The sequence below is a fragment of the Bifidobacterium crudilactis genome, from assembly GCF_000738005.1.
GTDB lineage: Bacteria > Actinomycetota > Actinomycetes > Actinomycetales > Bifidobacteriaceae > Bombiscardovia > Bombiscardovia crudilactis.
On record NZ_JHAL01000001.1, the window covers coordinates 456,768 to 471,284 of the forward strand.

Annotated in this window: 13 protein-coding genes; 10 read left to right on the plus strand and 3 right to left on the minus strand. The window is 60.2% G+C overall.

Going from position 1 to position 14,517, the window contains the following annotated elements:
- Both DB51_RS01780 and DB51_RS01785 read left to right on the plus strand, forming a co-directional pair.
- Window positions 1–1,038: a glutamate--tRNA ligase family protein gene (locus DB51_RS01780; protein ID WP_034251257.1), complete on the plus strand. Its 1,038-nt coding sequence runs from the start codon at window positions 1–3 to the stop codon at window positions 1,036–1,038.
- A gap of 58 nt (window positions 1,039–1,096) precedes the next feature.
- Window positions 1,097–1,930 (plus strand): YggS family pyridoxal phosphate-dependent enzyme, encoded by an 834-nt coding sequence (locus DB51_RS01785; RefSeq protein WP_034250828.1) that lies wholly within the window; start codon window positions 1,097–1,099, stop codon window positions 1,928–1,930.
- 146 nt (window positions 1,931–2,076) lie between these two features.
- Here the strand turns inward: DB51_RS01785 and DB51_RS01790 are convergent, their stop codons facing one another.
- On the minus strand, window positions 2,077–2,625 hold the full coding sequence (locus DB51_RS01790; RefSeq protein WP_034250829.1) for a type 1 glutamine amidotransferase domain-containing protein: 549 nt from the start codon (window positions 2,623–2,625) through the stop codon (window positions 2,077–2,079).
- A gap of 232 nt (window positions 2,626–2,857) precedes the next feature.
- Here DB51_RS01790 and DB51_RS01795 point away from each other — a divergent pair, with 232 nt between their 5' ends.
- The gene (locus DB51_RS01795) at window positions 2,858–3,673 is read left to right on the plus strand and encodes a fumarylacetoacetate hydrolase family protein (RefSeq protein ID WP_034251260.1); all 816 of its coding nucleotides are present in this window, start codon (window positions 2,858–2,860) and stop codon (window positions 3,671–3,673) included.
- Window positions 3,674–3,984: 311 nt separating this feature from the next.
- Window positions 3,985–6,735, plus strand: a complete 2,751-nt coding sequence (clpB, locus tag DB51_RS01800; RefSeq protein WP_084674486.1) for an ATP-dependent chaperone ClpB — start codon at window positions 3,985–3,987, stop codon at window positions 6,733–6,735.
- 135 nt (window positions 6,736–6,870) lie between these two features.
- Here clpB and DB51_RS09685 read toward each other — a convergent pair whose 3' ends face one another.
- Together DB51_RS09685 and DB51_RS09690 are read right to left on the minus strand one after the other, a co-directional pair.
- On the minus strand, window positions 6,871–8,151 hold the full coding sequence (locus tag DB51_RS09685; RefSeq protein ID WP_084674487.1) for an HAD-IC family P-type ATPase: 1,281 nt from the start codon (window positions 8,149–8,151) through the stop codon (window positions 6,871–6,873).
- The gene (locus DB51_RS09690) at window positions 8,126–8,794 is read right to left on the minus strand and encodes an HAD family hydrolase (RefSeq protein WP_051867158.1); all 669 of its coding nucleotides are present in this window, start codon (window positions 8,792–8,794) and stop codon (window positions 8,126–8,128) included. Before DB51_RS09690 ends, DB51_RS09685 begins: the two co-directional genes overlap by 26 nt.
- A gap of 350 nt (window positions 8,795–9,144) precedes the next feature.
- Here DB51_RS09690 and DB51_RS01810 point away from each other — a divergent pair, with 350 nt between their 5' ends.
- The 6 genes from DB51_RS01810 (at window position 9,145) to gatC (ending at window position 14,510) form a co-directional block, all read left to right on the plus strand.
- Complete coding sequence (locus DB51_RS01810; RefSeq protein WP_051867159.1) at window positions 9,145–10,551, plus strand: DNA recombination protein RmuC; 1,407 nt, start codon at window positions 9,145–9,147, stop codon at window positions 10,549–10,551.
- 54 nt (window positions 10,552–10,605) lie between these two features.
- On the plus strand, window positions 10,606–11,331 hold the full coding sequence (locus DB51_RS01815; RefSeq protein WP_238548271.1) for an orotate phosphoribosyltransferase: 726 nt from the start codon (window positions 10,606–10,608) through the stop codon (window positions 11,329–11,331).
- Window positions 11,328–12,050, plus strand: a complete 723-nt coding sequence (locus DB51_RS01820; protein ID WP_034250830.1) for a TrmH family RNA methyltransferase — start codon at window positions 11,328–11,330, stop codon at window positions 12,048–12,050. The genes DB51_RS01815 and DB51_RS01820 overlap by 4 nt, the downstream gene beginning before the upstream one ends.
- Before the next feature lie 161 nt (window positions 12,051–12,211).
- A complete protein-coding gene (locus DB51_RS01825) occupies window positions 12,212–13,192 on the plus strand; it encodes an ATP-binding cassette domain-containing protein (RefSeq protein WP_034250831.1) in 981 nt (326 codons plus the stop codon).
- Window positions 13,189–14,121: an ABC transporter permease gene (locus DB51_RS01830; protein ID WP_051867160.1), complete on the plus strand. Its 933-nt coding sequence runs from the start codon at window positions 13,189–13,191 to the stop codon at window positions 14,119–14,121. Before DB51_RS01825 ends, DB51_RS01830 begins: the two co-directional genes overlap by 4 nt.
- Before the next feature lie 92 nt (window positions 14,122–14,213).
- Entirely contained in the window at window positions 14,214–14,510 is a 297-nt protein-coding gene (gatC, locus tag DB51_RS01835; RefSeq protein WP_034250832.1) for an Asp-tRNA(Asn)/Glu-tRNA(Gln) amidotransferase subunit GatC, read from the plus strand.
- The last annotated feature ends 7 nt before the right edge of the window (window positions 14,511–14,517 follow it).

Here is a 14,517-nt window from a genome sequence, read left to right on the forward strand (position 1 = left end):
ATGACCGCTGAATCACCAAGGCCTCTGCAAATCGGCAGACTGGCACCGTCCCCGACCGGGCGCATGCATCTCGGCAACGTCTATGCCGCGCTGGCCGCATGGCTGGATGCTCGAAAGGTCGGAGGGATGCTGCGACTGCGAATCGAGGACATCGACACCTATCGCGTGGTCTCCGATGCCGATTCATGGATTATGGACGACCTGGACTGGCTGGGAATGGATTGGGATGGTCCGGCGGCGTATCAATCCCGGCGCCTGACATCCTATGATGCGATGTTCCGGTGGTTCATGACGCAGCATCTGCCGTCAGGTGAGCCGCTACTGTACCCCTGTTTCTGCTCTCGTGCCGATATTCGGGCGGCTTCGGCCCCCAATGAGGGCGACGGTTTTTCGCGGTATCCGGGAACATGCCGACAGATTGGGGACGCCGAAAGGCGGCGAAGGCTCGACGCCGGTGACAGGCACTCGTGGAGAATCGCGGTGCCGCGATCTGACGACGATTCGGATGACCTGGTGCGCTTTCATGACGAGATTTTCGGTCCGCAGGCTTTTTCCCTGTCAAGCCAACTCGGTGATGTCATCATTCGTCGCTCGGACGGTGTGTACGCCTATCAGTTCGCCACTGCGGTGGACGATTGGTCGATGGGTGTCTCGCGTATCGTGCGTGGACGCGATCTGTTGCGGTCCACGGCGATACAGCTGTGGATTCAGCGGCATTGTCAGGAGTCGGGTCAGAGCCATGACGCGGCGTGGCGCAACAAGACGATGGGCGCTATTCGGAGGCAGCCTTTCTTCGCCCACCTCCCGTTGATTGATGGCAGCGACGGCAGGCGCATGGCCAAGCGCTTCAACTCCTTGGACATGGGAGCACTCAGAGCGTCCGGCACCCGCCCGCAGGAGGTGATAGGGAGATGCGCGTGGCTGCTGGGTGTGTTGCCGGAAGCGACTCCTGTCGAGGCCAAAGACCTGATAGGCGCCTTTTCCTTCGCTGCGCTGCATGAGGACAGAGAGGACCGCATACTTGACGCGGAGATGTGACGCAGGTGCTACTAGCATTGGCAGATGAAATAGTCACAAGCTGCGGGGATGAATGGTTATGGTCGCATATATGGAGCACAAGGATCTCGCCAACGAGCGATTGGACCCTTCGAGAGGTATCGAAATCCGTGACGGAGTGCACAGGGTCATGGACGCCGTCGCCTTGGCGGCCGCGGACAGTGGCAGGAATCCGGACGATATCCGGCTGCTCGCAGCAACAAAAACCCGCGACGTCGGTGAGATCATGGCGGCGATTGATGCCGGTGTGCGTCTGATAGGGGAGAACAGACCGCAGGAAATCGAGGCCAAGGCCGAAGCTTTGCTCAAGCTGTGCGCCCAGCGCGGGCTGGACCTGGGTGTCGGCGGGAACGGTGTCGGCGATGTCCCATCTGCACGGGCGTCGGAGCATGTGGGTTTTCATCTCATCGGTCAATTGCAAAGCAACAAGATCAACAAGGTGCTGCCCTTCGTGACCACCATCGAGTCGGTGGATGGTCTGCGTCTGGCGGAACGTATCGCGAGACGAGCTGTGAGCGGCGGCCGTTCGGTCGGTGTGCTGCTAGAGGTCAACGAATCGGGAGAGGAATCGAAATCGGGTTGTGCGCCTGAGGAGGCTCAGGAGCTGGGATGCAGTATCGCGGCTCTGGAAGGTCTGGAATTGCGTGGGCTGATGACCATCGGAGCGCACGTCGAAGATGAAGGACGTATCCGAGCGGGCTTCGCGCACCTGCGTGGACTGCGCGATGCCATCCTTGCGTCAGGCGAGGCCGGAACGGCGTCATGCCGGGAACTGTCGATGGGCATGACCCACGATATGGGCTACGCGATTGAGGAGGGTTCGACCATCGTGCGCGTAGGAACCGCGATCTTCGGCGAGCGCGCCTTCATCTGAGCGCGCGCTTGAAATAGATAACTGCACTACAAGGACAGCTTTTTGAAGAAATTCTGCGATTTTGCTGTCCTTGTAGTGCAGTTATCTTGTCGGACCCTTGCACGGCGTACTCTCATATGCCATGCGTACCGCATCATGGGTGTGCTTCAGAGCGCTTCCTTGATGGCATCCACGAATGCATCGAGGTCATCGGGCTTGCGTGAGGTGATGAGTTTCCAGCCCCTGGCATCGTCGACGACGACCTCGCGATCTTCATGGACGCCGCCTGCGTTCTCGACATCTGCCTTGATGTATCTGCAGCTGGTGAGGGTTTTGCCGCCGAGGACCTCCGCGTTGACGAGCAGCCACGGCCCATGGCAGATTGCGGCGATGGGTTTGCCCGCTGTGGCGAAATCCTTCGCCAACGCGATTGCGTCCGGGTTGATGCGCAGATGGTCGACATTGCATGTGCCGCCGGGAACCACCAGCAGGTCGAAATCGGAGGCTTTCACGTCGGAGAGCAGTGCGTCGGGCTGGACTGTGCTGCCTTCATAGCGGTCGTGCCGTACGGTCTCCACGGCTTCGTGCGCCGGTGCAGCCAAGGTGACTTGGGCGCCGGCCTGGCGAAGATCATTGAGTGGTCTGGTGAGCTCGGTTTCCTCGATGCCCCAATCGTGAACCACGATAAGAACCTTGCTGGAATGTATGTCTGACATCCTCGTCCTTCCTGTTGCGCGGCAGATGCAATGGTGACCGGTCCGTTCCGGTGCGGATGGCTTCGGCCGCCGACGGTGCCGGTGGCCGCGAACCTGGGCCATGACTCCATAGTGTCACCTTGCTTCGCGATAGGCATCCCTTCCCGTCTCATATCAGTTATCAGCGAATTCGCGCTCTTATGGGCAGTGCGCAATATCGTCGCGGTATGGTTCCGGCATTATGCTGGAGAGCATGAGAATCGCACGCTTTTCGTATAACGACCGCCCACAGTATGCTTTCGTCCAACATGACGACTCCGACAACAGGGATTACCTCATTGCTCTCGATGGTTATCCCCTGTCCGCGCAGGCCGTCAAGCCGACCGGAGAGCGTTACGCGGTGGACGGCGAAGGCATCCGTCTGCTGGCGCCCGTCATTCCCTCGAAGGTGTACGGTCTGGCGAAGAACTATCAGGCCCATGCCCGATTCATGGCCGAGGCCGGTATGTCCGACATCACCGAAGCGCCGGAGCGCATGATGATTTTCGCGAAGCCTTCGACCGCGGTGATCGGGCCGGATGACCCGATCGTGTACCCGGCGTATTCCCACCAGATGTGCTATGAGCCCGAAGTGGCCGTGGTCATCGGGCGCATCGCGAAGAACGTGCCGGTGGAGCACGCAATGGACTATGTGCTTGGCTTCACCTGCGTCAATGATGTGACGTTGCGCGATCTGCAGCAGAACGATCCGATGTGGACGCGTTCGAAGGGCTTCGACACCTCCTGCCCGCTGGGTCCGTGGATCGAGACGGAGCTGGACTTCGCCAACACCGGTATATCCTTCTCTCTCAATGGCGAGACCGTGCCGGAGGCATCCGGAAACACCACCAAGCTCATCCACTCCATTCCTGAGCAGATAGCCTTCATCTCCAGCTTCTCGACCTTGCTGCCGGGTGATGTCATCATGACCGGCACACCGCATGCTTCCGGATCGCTGCGTCCCCGTGACGAGGCGGTGGTGCATATCGACGGCATCGGTGACCTGCGCAACGTGGTGGTGTCGGCCTGACCCTATCCACATCTGAAACTGTGCAAACAGGCATGTCAGCGGGTTCATTTCGGCTTCTTGGCGTGCCTGTTCGCACAGTTTTGTGATATGGGGGGCGTATTGAGAGCCAAGTCCGACGATTAAATCGTAAACTTGAGTGCATGAGGCTCAAGTTTGGGAATATTGTGGTGTATCGAAGTGTTGTGCATATGAGACTTCACGGAATGTGATCGAGAGAAATTCGGTGCGCCGGATGATTGCCGTTGTTGATGGCGGTGTTTTCCGAAGCTCGAATTCGTTGAAGGTTCCGACTGAATGCAACGGAGGAGATAATGGAACAACAATTTACGACGATGTCGCAGCAGGCGATTTCCGACGCGATTCAAAGCGCATCGGCGGCGGGTAACGCTCAGGTGGATGTGCTGCATCTGCTGGATGCGCTGCTGCGCCAACAGGAAGGGTCGGTGCCGGGCCTGGTGGCCGCCGCGGGAGCGGATGTGCAGAGTCTCGGTGCCGAAGTGCGCAATGCGCTGGTCGCGTTGCCTCGCGCCAGTGCTTCGACGGCCACACAACCGCAGGCAAGTCGTCAGCTCAGCACGGCCATCGCCCAGGCAGAGAAGGAGATGCGCGATATGGGGGACGAGTACGTCTCCACGGAGCATCTGCTCATCGCCTTGGCCGTCGGCCCATCGCAGGTTGCCGACATGCTCAAGCGGCACGGACTGACGCCGAAAGCCTTGCGTGACGCGGTGCCCGGTGTGCGGGGCGGGGCGAAGGTCACCAGTGCGGATGCCGAAGGCACATACAAGTCCCTGGAGAAATATTCGACCGATCTCACCGCCCAGGCGAAGGACGGGAAGCTCGATCCGGTCATCGGCAGGGATAGGGAGATCAGGCGCGTCATCCAGATTCTGAGCAGGAGGACGAAGAACAATCCCGTGCTGATAGGTGAGCCCGGAGTCGGCAAAACGGCGGTGGTCGAAGGACTGGCGGAGCGTATCGTCGCCGGGGATGTCCCTGTCGGCCTGCAAGGAAAGCGCCTGATATCGCTGGATCTCGGTTCCATGGTCGCCGGGAGCAAATACCGTGGCGAATTCGAAGAGCGGCTGAAGGCGGTGCTGAACGAAATCAAGAGCGCCGACGGGCAGATCATCACCTTCATCGATGAGCTGCACACCATCGTCGGCGCCGGTTCCGCGGAAGGTTCGATGGACGCCGGCAATATGCTCAAGCCGATGCTGGCCCGTGGCGAACTGCGCCTGATCGGTGCGACCACACTTGACGAGTACCGCGAGAACATCGAGAAGGACCCGGCCTTGGAGAGGCGTTTCCAGCAGGTCTTCGTCGGCGAGCCCTCCGTCGAGGACACGGTGGCCATCCTTCGTGGTTTGAAGCAGCGCTACGAGGCGCACCACAAGGTCACCATCGGCGACGATGCGCTGGTGGCGGCGGCGACATTGTCGAACCGCTATATCAGCGGGCGTCAGCTTCCGGACAAGGCCATCGATCTGGTCGATGAGGCCGCGGCTCATCTGCGTATGGAACTTGACTCGCAACCCGAGGAAATCGATGAGCTGCAGCGTAAGGTCACTCGCTTCGAGATGGAGGAGATGCAGCTGAAGAAGGCTGAAGACCCCTCGTCCAAGGCACGGCTCGAGAAGCTGCAGGCCGACCTTGCGGACACCCGTGAGCGTCTGGCAGGTCTGAAGGCTCGATGGGACGAGGAGAAGGCCGGGCACAACAAGGTCGGAGACCTCCGTGCAAAGCTCGATGCGCTCCGCGTGGACGCAGACAAGGCCACCCGTGAGGGTGATCTGGAGAAGGCTTCGCGCATACTCTACGGTGAGATTCCGACCATTCAGAAGGAACTGTCCATCGCTGAGGAGGACGCCGATGCGAAGGACGCCGAGTCTGGCCAGTCACCCGAAGCTGCGGGTAGCGCCGGTGGTTCCGGCAAGGAGCCGATGGTCCCGGACCATGTGGATGCCGATTCCGTGGCGGAGATCGTCGCCGACTGGACGGGCATCCCTGTAGGAAGACTCATGCAGGGCGAGAACGAGAAGCTGCTGCATATGGAGGACTTCCTCGGCAAGCGGGTAATCGGTCAGCGGCGGGCGATCACCGCGGTCTCCGATGCCGTTCGGCGCTCGCGTGCAGGGATTTCCGACCCCGATCGTCCGACAGGTTCCTTCATGTTCCTGGGGCCGACCGGCGTAGGCAAGACGGAGCTGGCCAAGGCGCTCGCGGACTTTCTCTTCGACGATGAGAAGGCGATGGTACGTATCGATATGAGCGAATACATGGAGAAGGCCTCCGTGTCACGGTTGATCGGTGCCGCGCCTGGGTACATCGGCTATGAGGAAGGAGGGCAGCTCACCGAAGCCGTGCGTCGCCGCCCGTATTCCGTGGTGCTCTTCGATGAGGTCGAGAAGGCCAATTCCGAGGTCTTCGATGTGCTCCTCCAGGTGCTCGACGACGGGCGTCTGACCGATGGGCAGGGCAGGACGGTCGATTTCAGGAACACGATTCTGATCATGACCTCGAACCTGGGCTCTCAGTTCCTGGTCAACGATGCACTCGATGCAGAAGCCAAGCATCGTGCGGTCATGGATGCCGTCCATGCCCAATTCAAGCCGGAGTTCATCAACAGGCTTGACGAACTGGTGGTCTTCGACCCGCTGACCCGTGACGAGTTGGGCAGCATCGTCGATATTCAGGTCGCTCAGGTCGCCAAGAGGCTGACTGACAGGCGTATCAGCCTGGATGTGAGCGAGGCGGCCCGTGAATGGCTGGCTGATGCGGGATATGACCCCGCCTACGGCGCTCGGCCCTTGCGCAGGCTGGTGCAGACCGAAGTCGGGGACCAGCTGGCACGTATGCTGCTTGCGGGAAGCGTGCATGACGGCGACACCGTGCTGGTCGACCAGACCGGTGGCGAGCATCTGGAACTCACCGTGTGGCCGACGGACACGCTTATCGATGACAGCGAGATTCACCGCTCGGGTGGGCGTCCGGACGGGCGTCTGGAAGGCGGCCATCAGGCGTCCTCCGATGATGCGTCGGACGGTTCGTCGCAACGGTAGCAATTGCCGTCACAAGATCGCGGAACGCCAGGCTCACGCCGTGAGCGGCGCTCCGCGATGCTTTCGACGCCATCCTTCTGCGCTCGGATCTGCCCGTTGCTGTGGGTCCGAGCGCAAAGGTGATTGACTATCTCGTCAGCCTTCGATCAGGCGAGGTTCATGCGTCGACCTTGAGGAGGGCTGCGCGTTGGCGGTGATGCGAATCACCTGATGGTGCAATCTGTGGGCGTTGAGCACGACGCACAGAGACGACAGGGCCATGGCCACGGCCGCGATGACGGGGTTGAGCAGCCATCCGGTGAAGGGGTAGAGCACACCCACGGCGATGGGGATGGACAGCAGATTGAAGGCCATCGCCCAGATGAAGTTCTCCCGGATGTTGCGGATGGTGATTTCGCACAGTCGGATGGTGTTGGGTATCCCTCGCAGATCTCCGTTTACCAGCGTCACATCGGAGGATTGCAGCATGCCGTCGGCCCCTGAACCCATGGCAAAACCCACATCGGCCGAGTTCAGCACGGCGGCGTTTTCAAAACCATCACTGGCCAGGGCTACAAGATCGCCGGGTTCGGACTCTGCAATAAGACGCTTGATCCAGGTCTTCTTGTCCTGTTGATTCACCGAGGCGATGACTTCCTCGATGCCGAAACGCCGTGCCTCTTCGACGGTCGATGTGCTTTCCCCGCTGCCCATGAGAATGGTGCGTATGCCTCGATCATGCAAGGACTTCACTGCGGAGGCGGTGCCGTGGGCATCGTCTTCGTCAACGTTGCCGATGGCGCTCTGATCGAGCACCACGGTGCGAATGCGGGCGCCTCGCTGCAGAACTTTGGCGGAGGATAGCAGTATGCCATTGGCGGCACCGAGATTGACGCTGGCGCTGACGGACAGGGGCGTGACGAGCCCAAGAGCGCATGGGCACGCGATGATCAGGACGTTGATGGCGGTTACCACCGCATGCGACAAGCGCGGTTGGGGCCCGAGGACCACCCAGATGGCAAAGGTCCAGATGGCGATGAGCATGACCACCGGAACGACGATTCGGGAAATGATGTCGGTGAGCCGCTGGACCGGAGCCTTGCTGTTCTGGGCCTTTGCGGCGACGTCGACGATACCGCCTAGTGTGCTGTGCCTACCCACCTTCGTGCAGCGAACGAGGACGGGGCCGCTCGAGGCGACCGTCCCTGCATGGACTCGTTGCCCTGGTCCTCTGAGTGGGCTCTCTCCTTGCCCGTTGATGGCGGATTCGTCGATGAGCGCCTCTCCGGCGACGATGCTGCCGTCGGCGGGGAATGATTCGCCTGGACCGACAAGCACGATGTCGCCCGGGGTCAGGGCGTCGCTATCGACATCGGTGCAGTATTCCGCCGCAGTGGAGGGGTCGGTGCGATCATCGCTGTGCCTTGGGCACGAGATGGGCGATTTTCGGAAGCAGCTCTGCGAGCTGGCGTACCGAAGAGGCGGACTTCGCTCTGGACTTGGTCTCCATCAGACGTCCCAACAGCACCAGGGTGATGGTCACGCCCACCGATTCAAAGTAGGGTTCACGGGATCCTTCGGGCATGAAATCCGAAGCGACGCATACGGCGAGGCTGTATATGTACGCTGCGGAGGTGCCGATGGAAATCAGCGAATTGATGTCGGGGCTGCGTTTCGCTATCGTATGCAAGCCGATGTGGTGGATGGGCCTGCCGCAGTAGAACATCACGGGAGTGATCAGAATCGCCTGAAGCCATGGGCTTTGTATCCAGGCGGCATTCGTCCAGTTGTTCGGATCGTCGGATCCGAACAAGGCCAGCACCGCCAACGCGAATACGATTGCCGTGAGAACTATGCCGACCAGCACCAGTCGGCTGAGCGCCGCCGCTTCGTGCTCTCTGTCCCCGTATAGAGCCGCATAGGCCTCATCGCTGGACTGCGAGTCTGCGGACGTGCCGCTCCCTTTTGCGGACGAGGATGACTCTGCGTCGGACGGGGAGAAAAAATACCAGATGACGAACCAGGTCAATGCTCCGGCAGCGACCACAGTGGCGCCGAGCATGAAGATATCGAATCCCATGTGTGTCCTCCTTCGGTTTCTATCATCTCATTGCCGGGTATGGTCTTCGGAATGCCGGCCCGTGAAGTGCGAAGCGCCGTGCGTCCCGTACGGCTTCGGCAGGCGTCCGCCTGTGGCGCGAAGGCCGTGCCGGAGGCAACACCGTGACCTTTGCATTGTATATTCCTGTACCGTTGCGCATCAGATGGACCATATGTTTACACGCAGACCACGTATTTGCCGTCTGGGGCCCTGACCTCTGCAAGGCCGGGGAGAGGATGCCGTCTGAGTCGGGATGACCTCGTCTGCTCAGACGTGAGCACCGTCGCAATGCCTGCGCGACGTCCAGCGATGCTGATTCAATAGAACATATGTTCGATAATGCTTCTGCTTCCATGTCGTTGCTTCTTGTGGTCCTGGCCGTATTGCTGGCTGCGCTCGCAGGATTCGCATTCGGAAGGTATTCTTCGCTGGGCGCCCGCTCGGGCGCAGACGGCGGTCAAGGGGGCGAGGACGCCCAGACACTGCTTCGTCGTTGCGAGACTCTGACGGAAAATCTGCAATCCGCCAATGCCAGGGTTGTGGAGTCTTCAACGAGGGCCGAAGGGCTGCAGCAGCAGCTGGACTACGTGAAGTCACAGCTGGTCGAGTCCCAGCGCTCGGAACAGCGGCGTCTGGAGCTGGAGCAGGAGCGCAACCGGGAGGAATCCCGGAAACGTGAGCAGCAGCAGCGGCAGGGCATGCAGGAGCAGAGCAAGGTTCTGAGCGCGTTGTCTCCGGTGCAGCAGAACCTCGAGGCCTTGCAGCGCAAGGTCGCGCAGATTGAAGAGGGACGCAAGCACGAGATGGGGATGCTCGGTGAGCAGCTCAAGGGGCTTGGTGATCAGCAGACCCGATTGGACAAGGAAACGAGTTCGCTGGCATCGGCTCTGCGGAACAACAAGATTCGCGGCGCCTGGGGCGAGGCCCAGTTGAAGAACATCGTCGAATCGGCGGGATTGCTTGAGCATGTCGACTTTGATACGCAGGTTGTGGTCAGCGATGGCGATGGTCATATTCAGCGGCCGGATATGATCGTTCACCTGCCGGGAGGTAAAACGATACCCATTGATGCCAAAGCTCCGTATGCCAATTACCAGAGGGCCTGTGAGATTCCCGAGACCGCGCCCCAGGACGAGCTGCTTCGCAGATCGGCCTTGCTTAAATCGCATGCCAAGGATCTGAGGGAACACGTCAAGACACTGGGGGACAAGGCCTATTGGAATGCCTTCGACACCGCCCCTGATTTCGTGGTGGCCTTCATACCCAATGAATCTCTGCTCCAAGCGGCTCTGGAAGCGGACCCCACGCTGATGGACGACGCCTTCGCGCAGAAAGTTGCCCTGACCTCGCCGGTTACATTATGGGCCGTTCTCAAGTCCGTCGCCTACGCATGGCAGCAGCAGAGTCTCACCGATGACGCGAAGACGCTGTTTACCCTATCCAAGGAGCTGTATGGGCGTTTCGTGGTGCTCGGCGGCAGAGCCAATGCCTTGGGCAAGGCCATCACCAAAAGCGTAGGGGCATACAACCAGTTCGCATCCTCTCTGGAATCGAGGGTGCTGGTCACCGCTCGCAGGTTGCAAAAGCTCGACCAATCCAAGATCATCGAGGAAGTCGGACTCATAGATTCGGAACAGGCCAATATCCGCGAACTCACTGCGCCGGAAGTGCAGGAAGAGGATGCGAAGATAGCGTCGGATACGCCGGTGCCTGACGGAGGGGAACGCGGTCGCTGAGCGTTTCATGGCTTCGGATTCACTCTGGGCGTGCCCGGCTCTATTCTGGTTGTCATGGCATCACAACGAGAATCCGGAACATTTCGGCAGACAGGCGCTCCTGAATTGCGCAAGGAACAAGGGGTCGGCAACGTTGAGACACTCGATACCAAGGAACAGCTCCGACGTTTGCTGATTCCCGAGGTCTCCCTTAAGCCCTTCAGCGAGCTGTCCGCTGTGACATACGATCACCAGGGTTCCCAGTTGGCGGGTCATCTGCTGCTGGATACCCTCGAGGAAGCAGGCTTCGGCATCGATGATTTCGATGCCGTGGGTGCGCTGACGGCGGCCGCGATTCCTTTGGCCATCTCAATGGTGCAGGCCGCAGCTTCGCGAGGACAGGATCTCGATGCCTTCGTCATGGATTTCGTCTACCCGGGCATCAAAGGGCCATCCGTGCGCGGCGAACGTGTGTTCCTGCTGGACGCGTGGCTCAGCGAAAAATCATACGTGCAGACATCGTCGCTGGTTACACTGCGCAACGGCAACGAACTGAGCCTGGATTTCGGCATCCTGCAACGGGAGGGTGCTGAAGTGCTGGGAATCGCCTCTTTGATCGGCTCCACGCGCTCTACGGAAGGCATCGAAGCGGTGAACCCTCTTGACGGGAGCAGACACACCCTGCCCTTCGTCAGAGTGTTCGACGAGGATGAATTCTCCGCGGTCAACCCGGAGCGGGAATCGGGTGCCGGGGATTCCGCGCGCGTTGCCGTTGATTCGGACGCCAAGGAGGGGCAGTGAGCAAGCCTTCCGCCTTCACGCTCGCATCGCTGGCATCGGGGGAACCTGAGTTTCGCGAGGTCGGGGTAGGTCCGTGGGCGCAGACGCATCCGGATGAGCCGCGTCCCGATGACCCGGCATCAGAGCAGTATGACCCACGATACGACAGCGAGCTTCTCGACAACGGGGATCGGCGCAACGTGCTCGATGCATTTCGTTACTGGAGCGTCGAGGCGATACGCGACGAACTCGACAGTCGGGGCAGACATCTCTTCGAAGTGGCCATCGAGAACTGGACGCATGACTTCAACATCGGCTCGATCGTGCGTACCGCCAACGCCTTCGCAGCGGCAAAAGTCCATATCGTCGGACCGCACAAGTGGAATCGCAAGGGCGCGTTGATGACCGAGCTCTACCAGCATGTTGAGCAGCATCCCTCCATGCAGGCTCTTCTGGATCACGTGAAGGCTGCGGACGAGGAACGCGACGACGGCACCTCCACGCGGATCATCGCCATCGATAATGTACCGGGCGCCGTTGCCATAGAGCGGTTCGAATTTCCCGAGCGCTGCCTGCTGATATTCGGTGCGGAAGGTCCGGGATTGTCGGAAAAGGCCCTGACCTGCGCCGATGACGTGGTGTTCATCTCCCAGTACGGGTCGGTCCGCTCGATCAATGCCGGAGCGGCCGCGGCGGTGGCGATGCATTCCTGGATCGAGCAGCATGGGCGGTCCCGGTGAGGACATCTTCGCATATGGCAGTCGCATGCGGCAGTTGTCTGTGATAGTGCCATTCGTGCATCGGCCATTCGTGAATAGGTCATGTGTACATAGGCCATGCGTAACGGCCTGGTCGTCTCACAGGCGGCACGAAGCTTGGAATTAGCTGATAGATTCGTAGTGTGATCGAAATACGGAAGCTCAGCAAATCATTCAAAGGCAGGCTCGCGGTCAACGATGTGTCCTTCGTTGCACAGGATGGCAAGGTGACTGGTTTTCTCGGCCCGAACGGCGCCGGCAAATCCACCACCATGCGTACGGCCCTGGGGCTTATCAGAGCCGACGAGGGCGAGGCCTTGATCGACGGACAGCCCTTCCTGAGCATGCGTTCACCGATGTTCGAGGTCGGCGCGGTTCTGGACGCCAAATCTGCTCACAAGGGCCGCTCGGCATACGCACATCTTCATGCCCTGGCGCTGACCAACAACATTCCCAAGTCGCGGGTCGATGAGGTCATCGACATCACCGGCATCGCCAACGTCAAGAAACGTCGGGCAGGAGCCTTCTCTTTGGGAATGGGCCAGAGGCTCTCCATCGCCACGGCTTTGCTGGGAGATCCGCACAATCTGGTTCTGGACGAACCTATCAACGGTCTTGACCCGGAAGGCGTGCGTTGGGTGAGGGAACTCTGCCGCTACTACGCGGGGCAGGGTAGAGCCGTGCTGCTCAGCTCTCACCTGATGAGTGAGGTCGCGCTCACGGCCGACAGCCTCGTCATCATCGGCCAGGGTCGTGTCCTGGAAGACACCTCCGTGCAGGCCTTCATCGATAAACACTCGAGTTCGGCCATCCGGGTAGCGACGCCGGACGAGGAGGAACTGAGAAGGGTGCTGGCGACGCTCGAAGGAGCGCAGGTCGAGCGCATCGACGCCAGCTCCGAAGATCCAGACGGCGTTCCCGTATTCCATATCGTCGGCGTTCCACTCGAGCGTCTGGCGCAGGCCGTGTCCTTCGGGAGCATACGCATCTATGAGCTACGCACCGAGCACTCGTCGCTAGAACAGGCATACATGGAGCTGACCCACGGCCATGTGGAGTACATGGCGCAGGAGATTCCGGCGCAGCGCGTCGTACCGATGGCATCAGGGGAGGTCGCACGATGAGTTCAACGAATACGCAAGGCTCGACGCAGTCACCACGACACGGCTACGTTTCCGGCAGTCGCCTGTCCCCACGACGAATCCATGTAAGCCTGGCGGGCAGCACCCGAGCTGAACTGGTCAAACTCCTCAGCCTCAAGTCCAGCTACATCCTGCTGATCATCAACACCGCATTGATTCCGTTGGGCACACTGCTCGTGGCTTGGAGCATACAGCTGACCAGCACTCTTGACGACAAGGGCAACACGCTCGACGTTGCCAGACCAATACAGATGACGGCGTTGTGGACCTCCGTCGGAGCCTTCGTCAGCACAGCGGTTCTGGCGATAGGCATTCTGTCCATCATGTCCCTGACCTCAGAATTCGGGAACATGTCGATACAGTCATCGTTGACGGCGAACCCGCGCCGCGGGATGCTGATGGCCGCGAAGGGGCTCGCACTATCGGCGCTTACCGGAGTCTCCACACTGGTGGGTGTGCTGCTGGCGTGGGGGGTTGCGCATCTGTTCTTCGTCGGCTCGACCTTGGAGCCCTTGTCCTCGGGGCAACGCTTCACGCCGTTGATCGTCATAGGCGCGGCCGTGGTGTCTTCGGTGCTGGTCTCGATACTGGCTCTCGGCATTGCCGGCATCTGCCGGTCAACGGTAGGCGCGGTCTTTGCCTTCATTGCCTTGATGATGATCGTCCCACAGATTCTTTCGGTGCTCTCCTTGCTGGGAGGGGGATTCGATTGGATTGGCTCCGCGACGGAGTTTCTGCCCAACTCCCTGATGGATGGGGCGATCGGTGCCGACATAAACAGCTCGATGAGTTCGGCGTCTTCGAGCGCCTTCGACCCGAATTGGTGGCAAAGCCTCCTGCTGCTGCTGGTTTGGTCGGCCGTGTCGTACGTGGTGGGGACCCTGCTGGTCAAGCATCGCGACATCGCCTGAACGCCGAGGCATTCGGCCATCGCCGATTCGGGGTGCGAATGTGTCCTGTATATGACGTTGAGGTGTCACACACGGCACATATAGTAAAGGCTATGCCAACATTCACACGAGAAGAAATCGAGCATTTGGGAGACCTTGCTCGCATAGCCCTCACCGATGACGAGATCAGCAGGCTCCAGGGCGAGCTCAACGTGATCGCCGAGTCGATTGCAAAAGTCCAGGAAGTCGCCGGTGAGGATGTGCCCCCCACGGCGAATCCGGTGCCCTTGGAGGCATATCTGCGGCCGGATGTGGCGGAACAGCCACTGACGCAGGAAGAGGCGCTGAGCGGGGCGCCTGCAACCGAGGCCGGTATGTTCGTGGCCCCACGCATTCTTGGTGAGGAGTGAGGGAAAC

What these genes read in the sequence shown, in the direction of transcription:
- DB51_RS01780 (WP_034251257.1), top strand. Translation starts at nt 1, where the DNA reads ATGACCGCTGAATCACCAAGGCCTCTGCAAATCGGCAGACTGGCACCG.
- DB51_RS01785 (WP_034250828.1), top strand. Translation starts at nt 1,097, where the DNA reads ATGGTCGCATATATGGAGCACAAGGATCTCGCCAACGAGCGATTGGAC.
- DB51_RS01790 (WP_034250829.1), bottom strand. Translation starts at nt 2,625, where the DNA reads ATGTCAGACATACATTCCAGCAAGGTTCTTATCGTGGTTCACGATTGG.
- DB51_RS01795 (WP_034251260.1), top strand. Translation starts at nt 2,858, where the DNA reads ATGAGAATCGCACGCTTTTCGTATAACGACCGCCCACAGTATGCTTTC.
- clpB (WP_084674486.1), top strand. Translation starts at nt 3,985, where the DNA reads ATGGAACAACAATTTACGACGATGTCGCAGCAGGCGATTTCCGACGCG.
- DB51_RS09690 (WP_051867158.1), bottom strand. Translation starts at nt 8,794, where the DNA reads ATGGGATTCGATATCTTCATGCTCGGCGCCACTGTGGTCGCTGCCGGA.
- DB51_RS01810 (WP_051867159.1), top strand. Translation starts at nt 9,145, where the DNA reads ATGTTCGATAATGCTTCTGCTTCCATGTCGTTGCTTCTTGTGGTCCTG.
- DB51_RS01815 (WP_238548271.1), top strand. Translation starts at nt 10,606, where the DNA reads ATGGCATCACAACGAGAATCCGGAACATTTCGGCAGACAGGCGCTCCT.
- DB51_RS01830 (WP_051867160.1), top strand. Translation starts at nt 13,189, where the DNA reads ATGAGTTCAACGAATACGCAAGGCTCGACGCAGTCACCACGACACGGC.
- gatC (WP_034250832.1), top strand. Translation starts at nt 14,214, where the DNA reads ATGCCAACATTCACACGAGAAGAAATCGAGCATTTGGGAGACCTTGCT.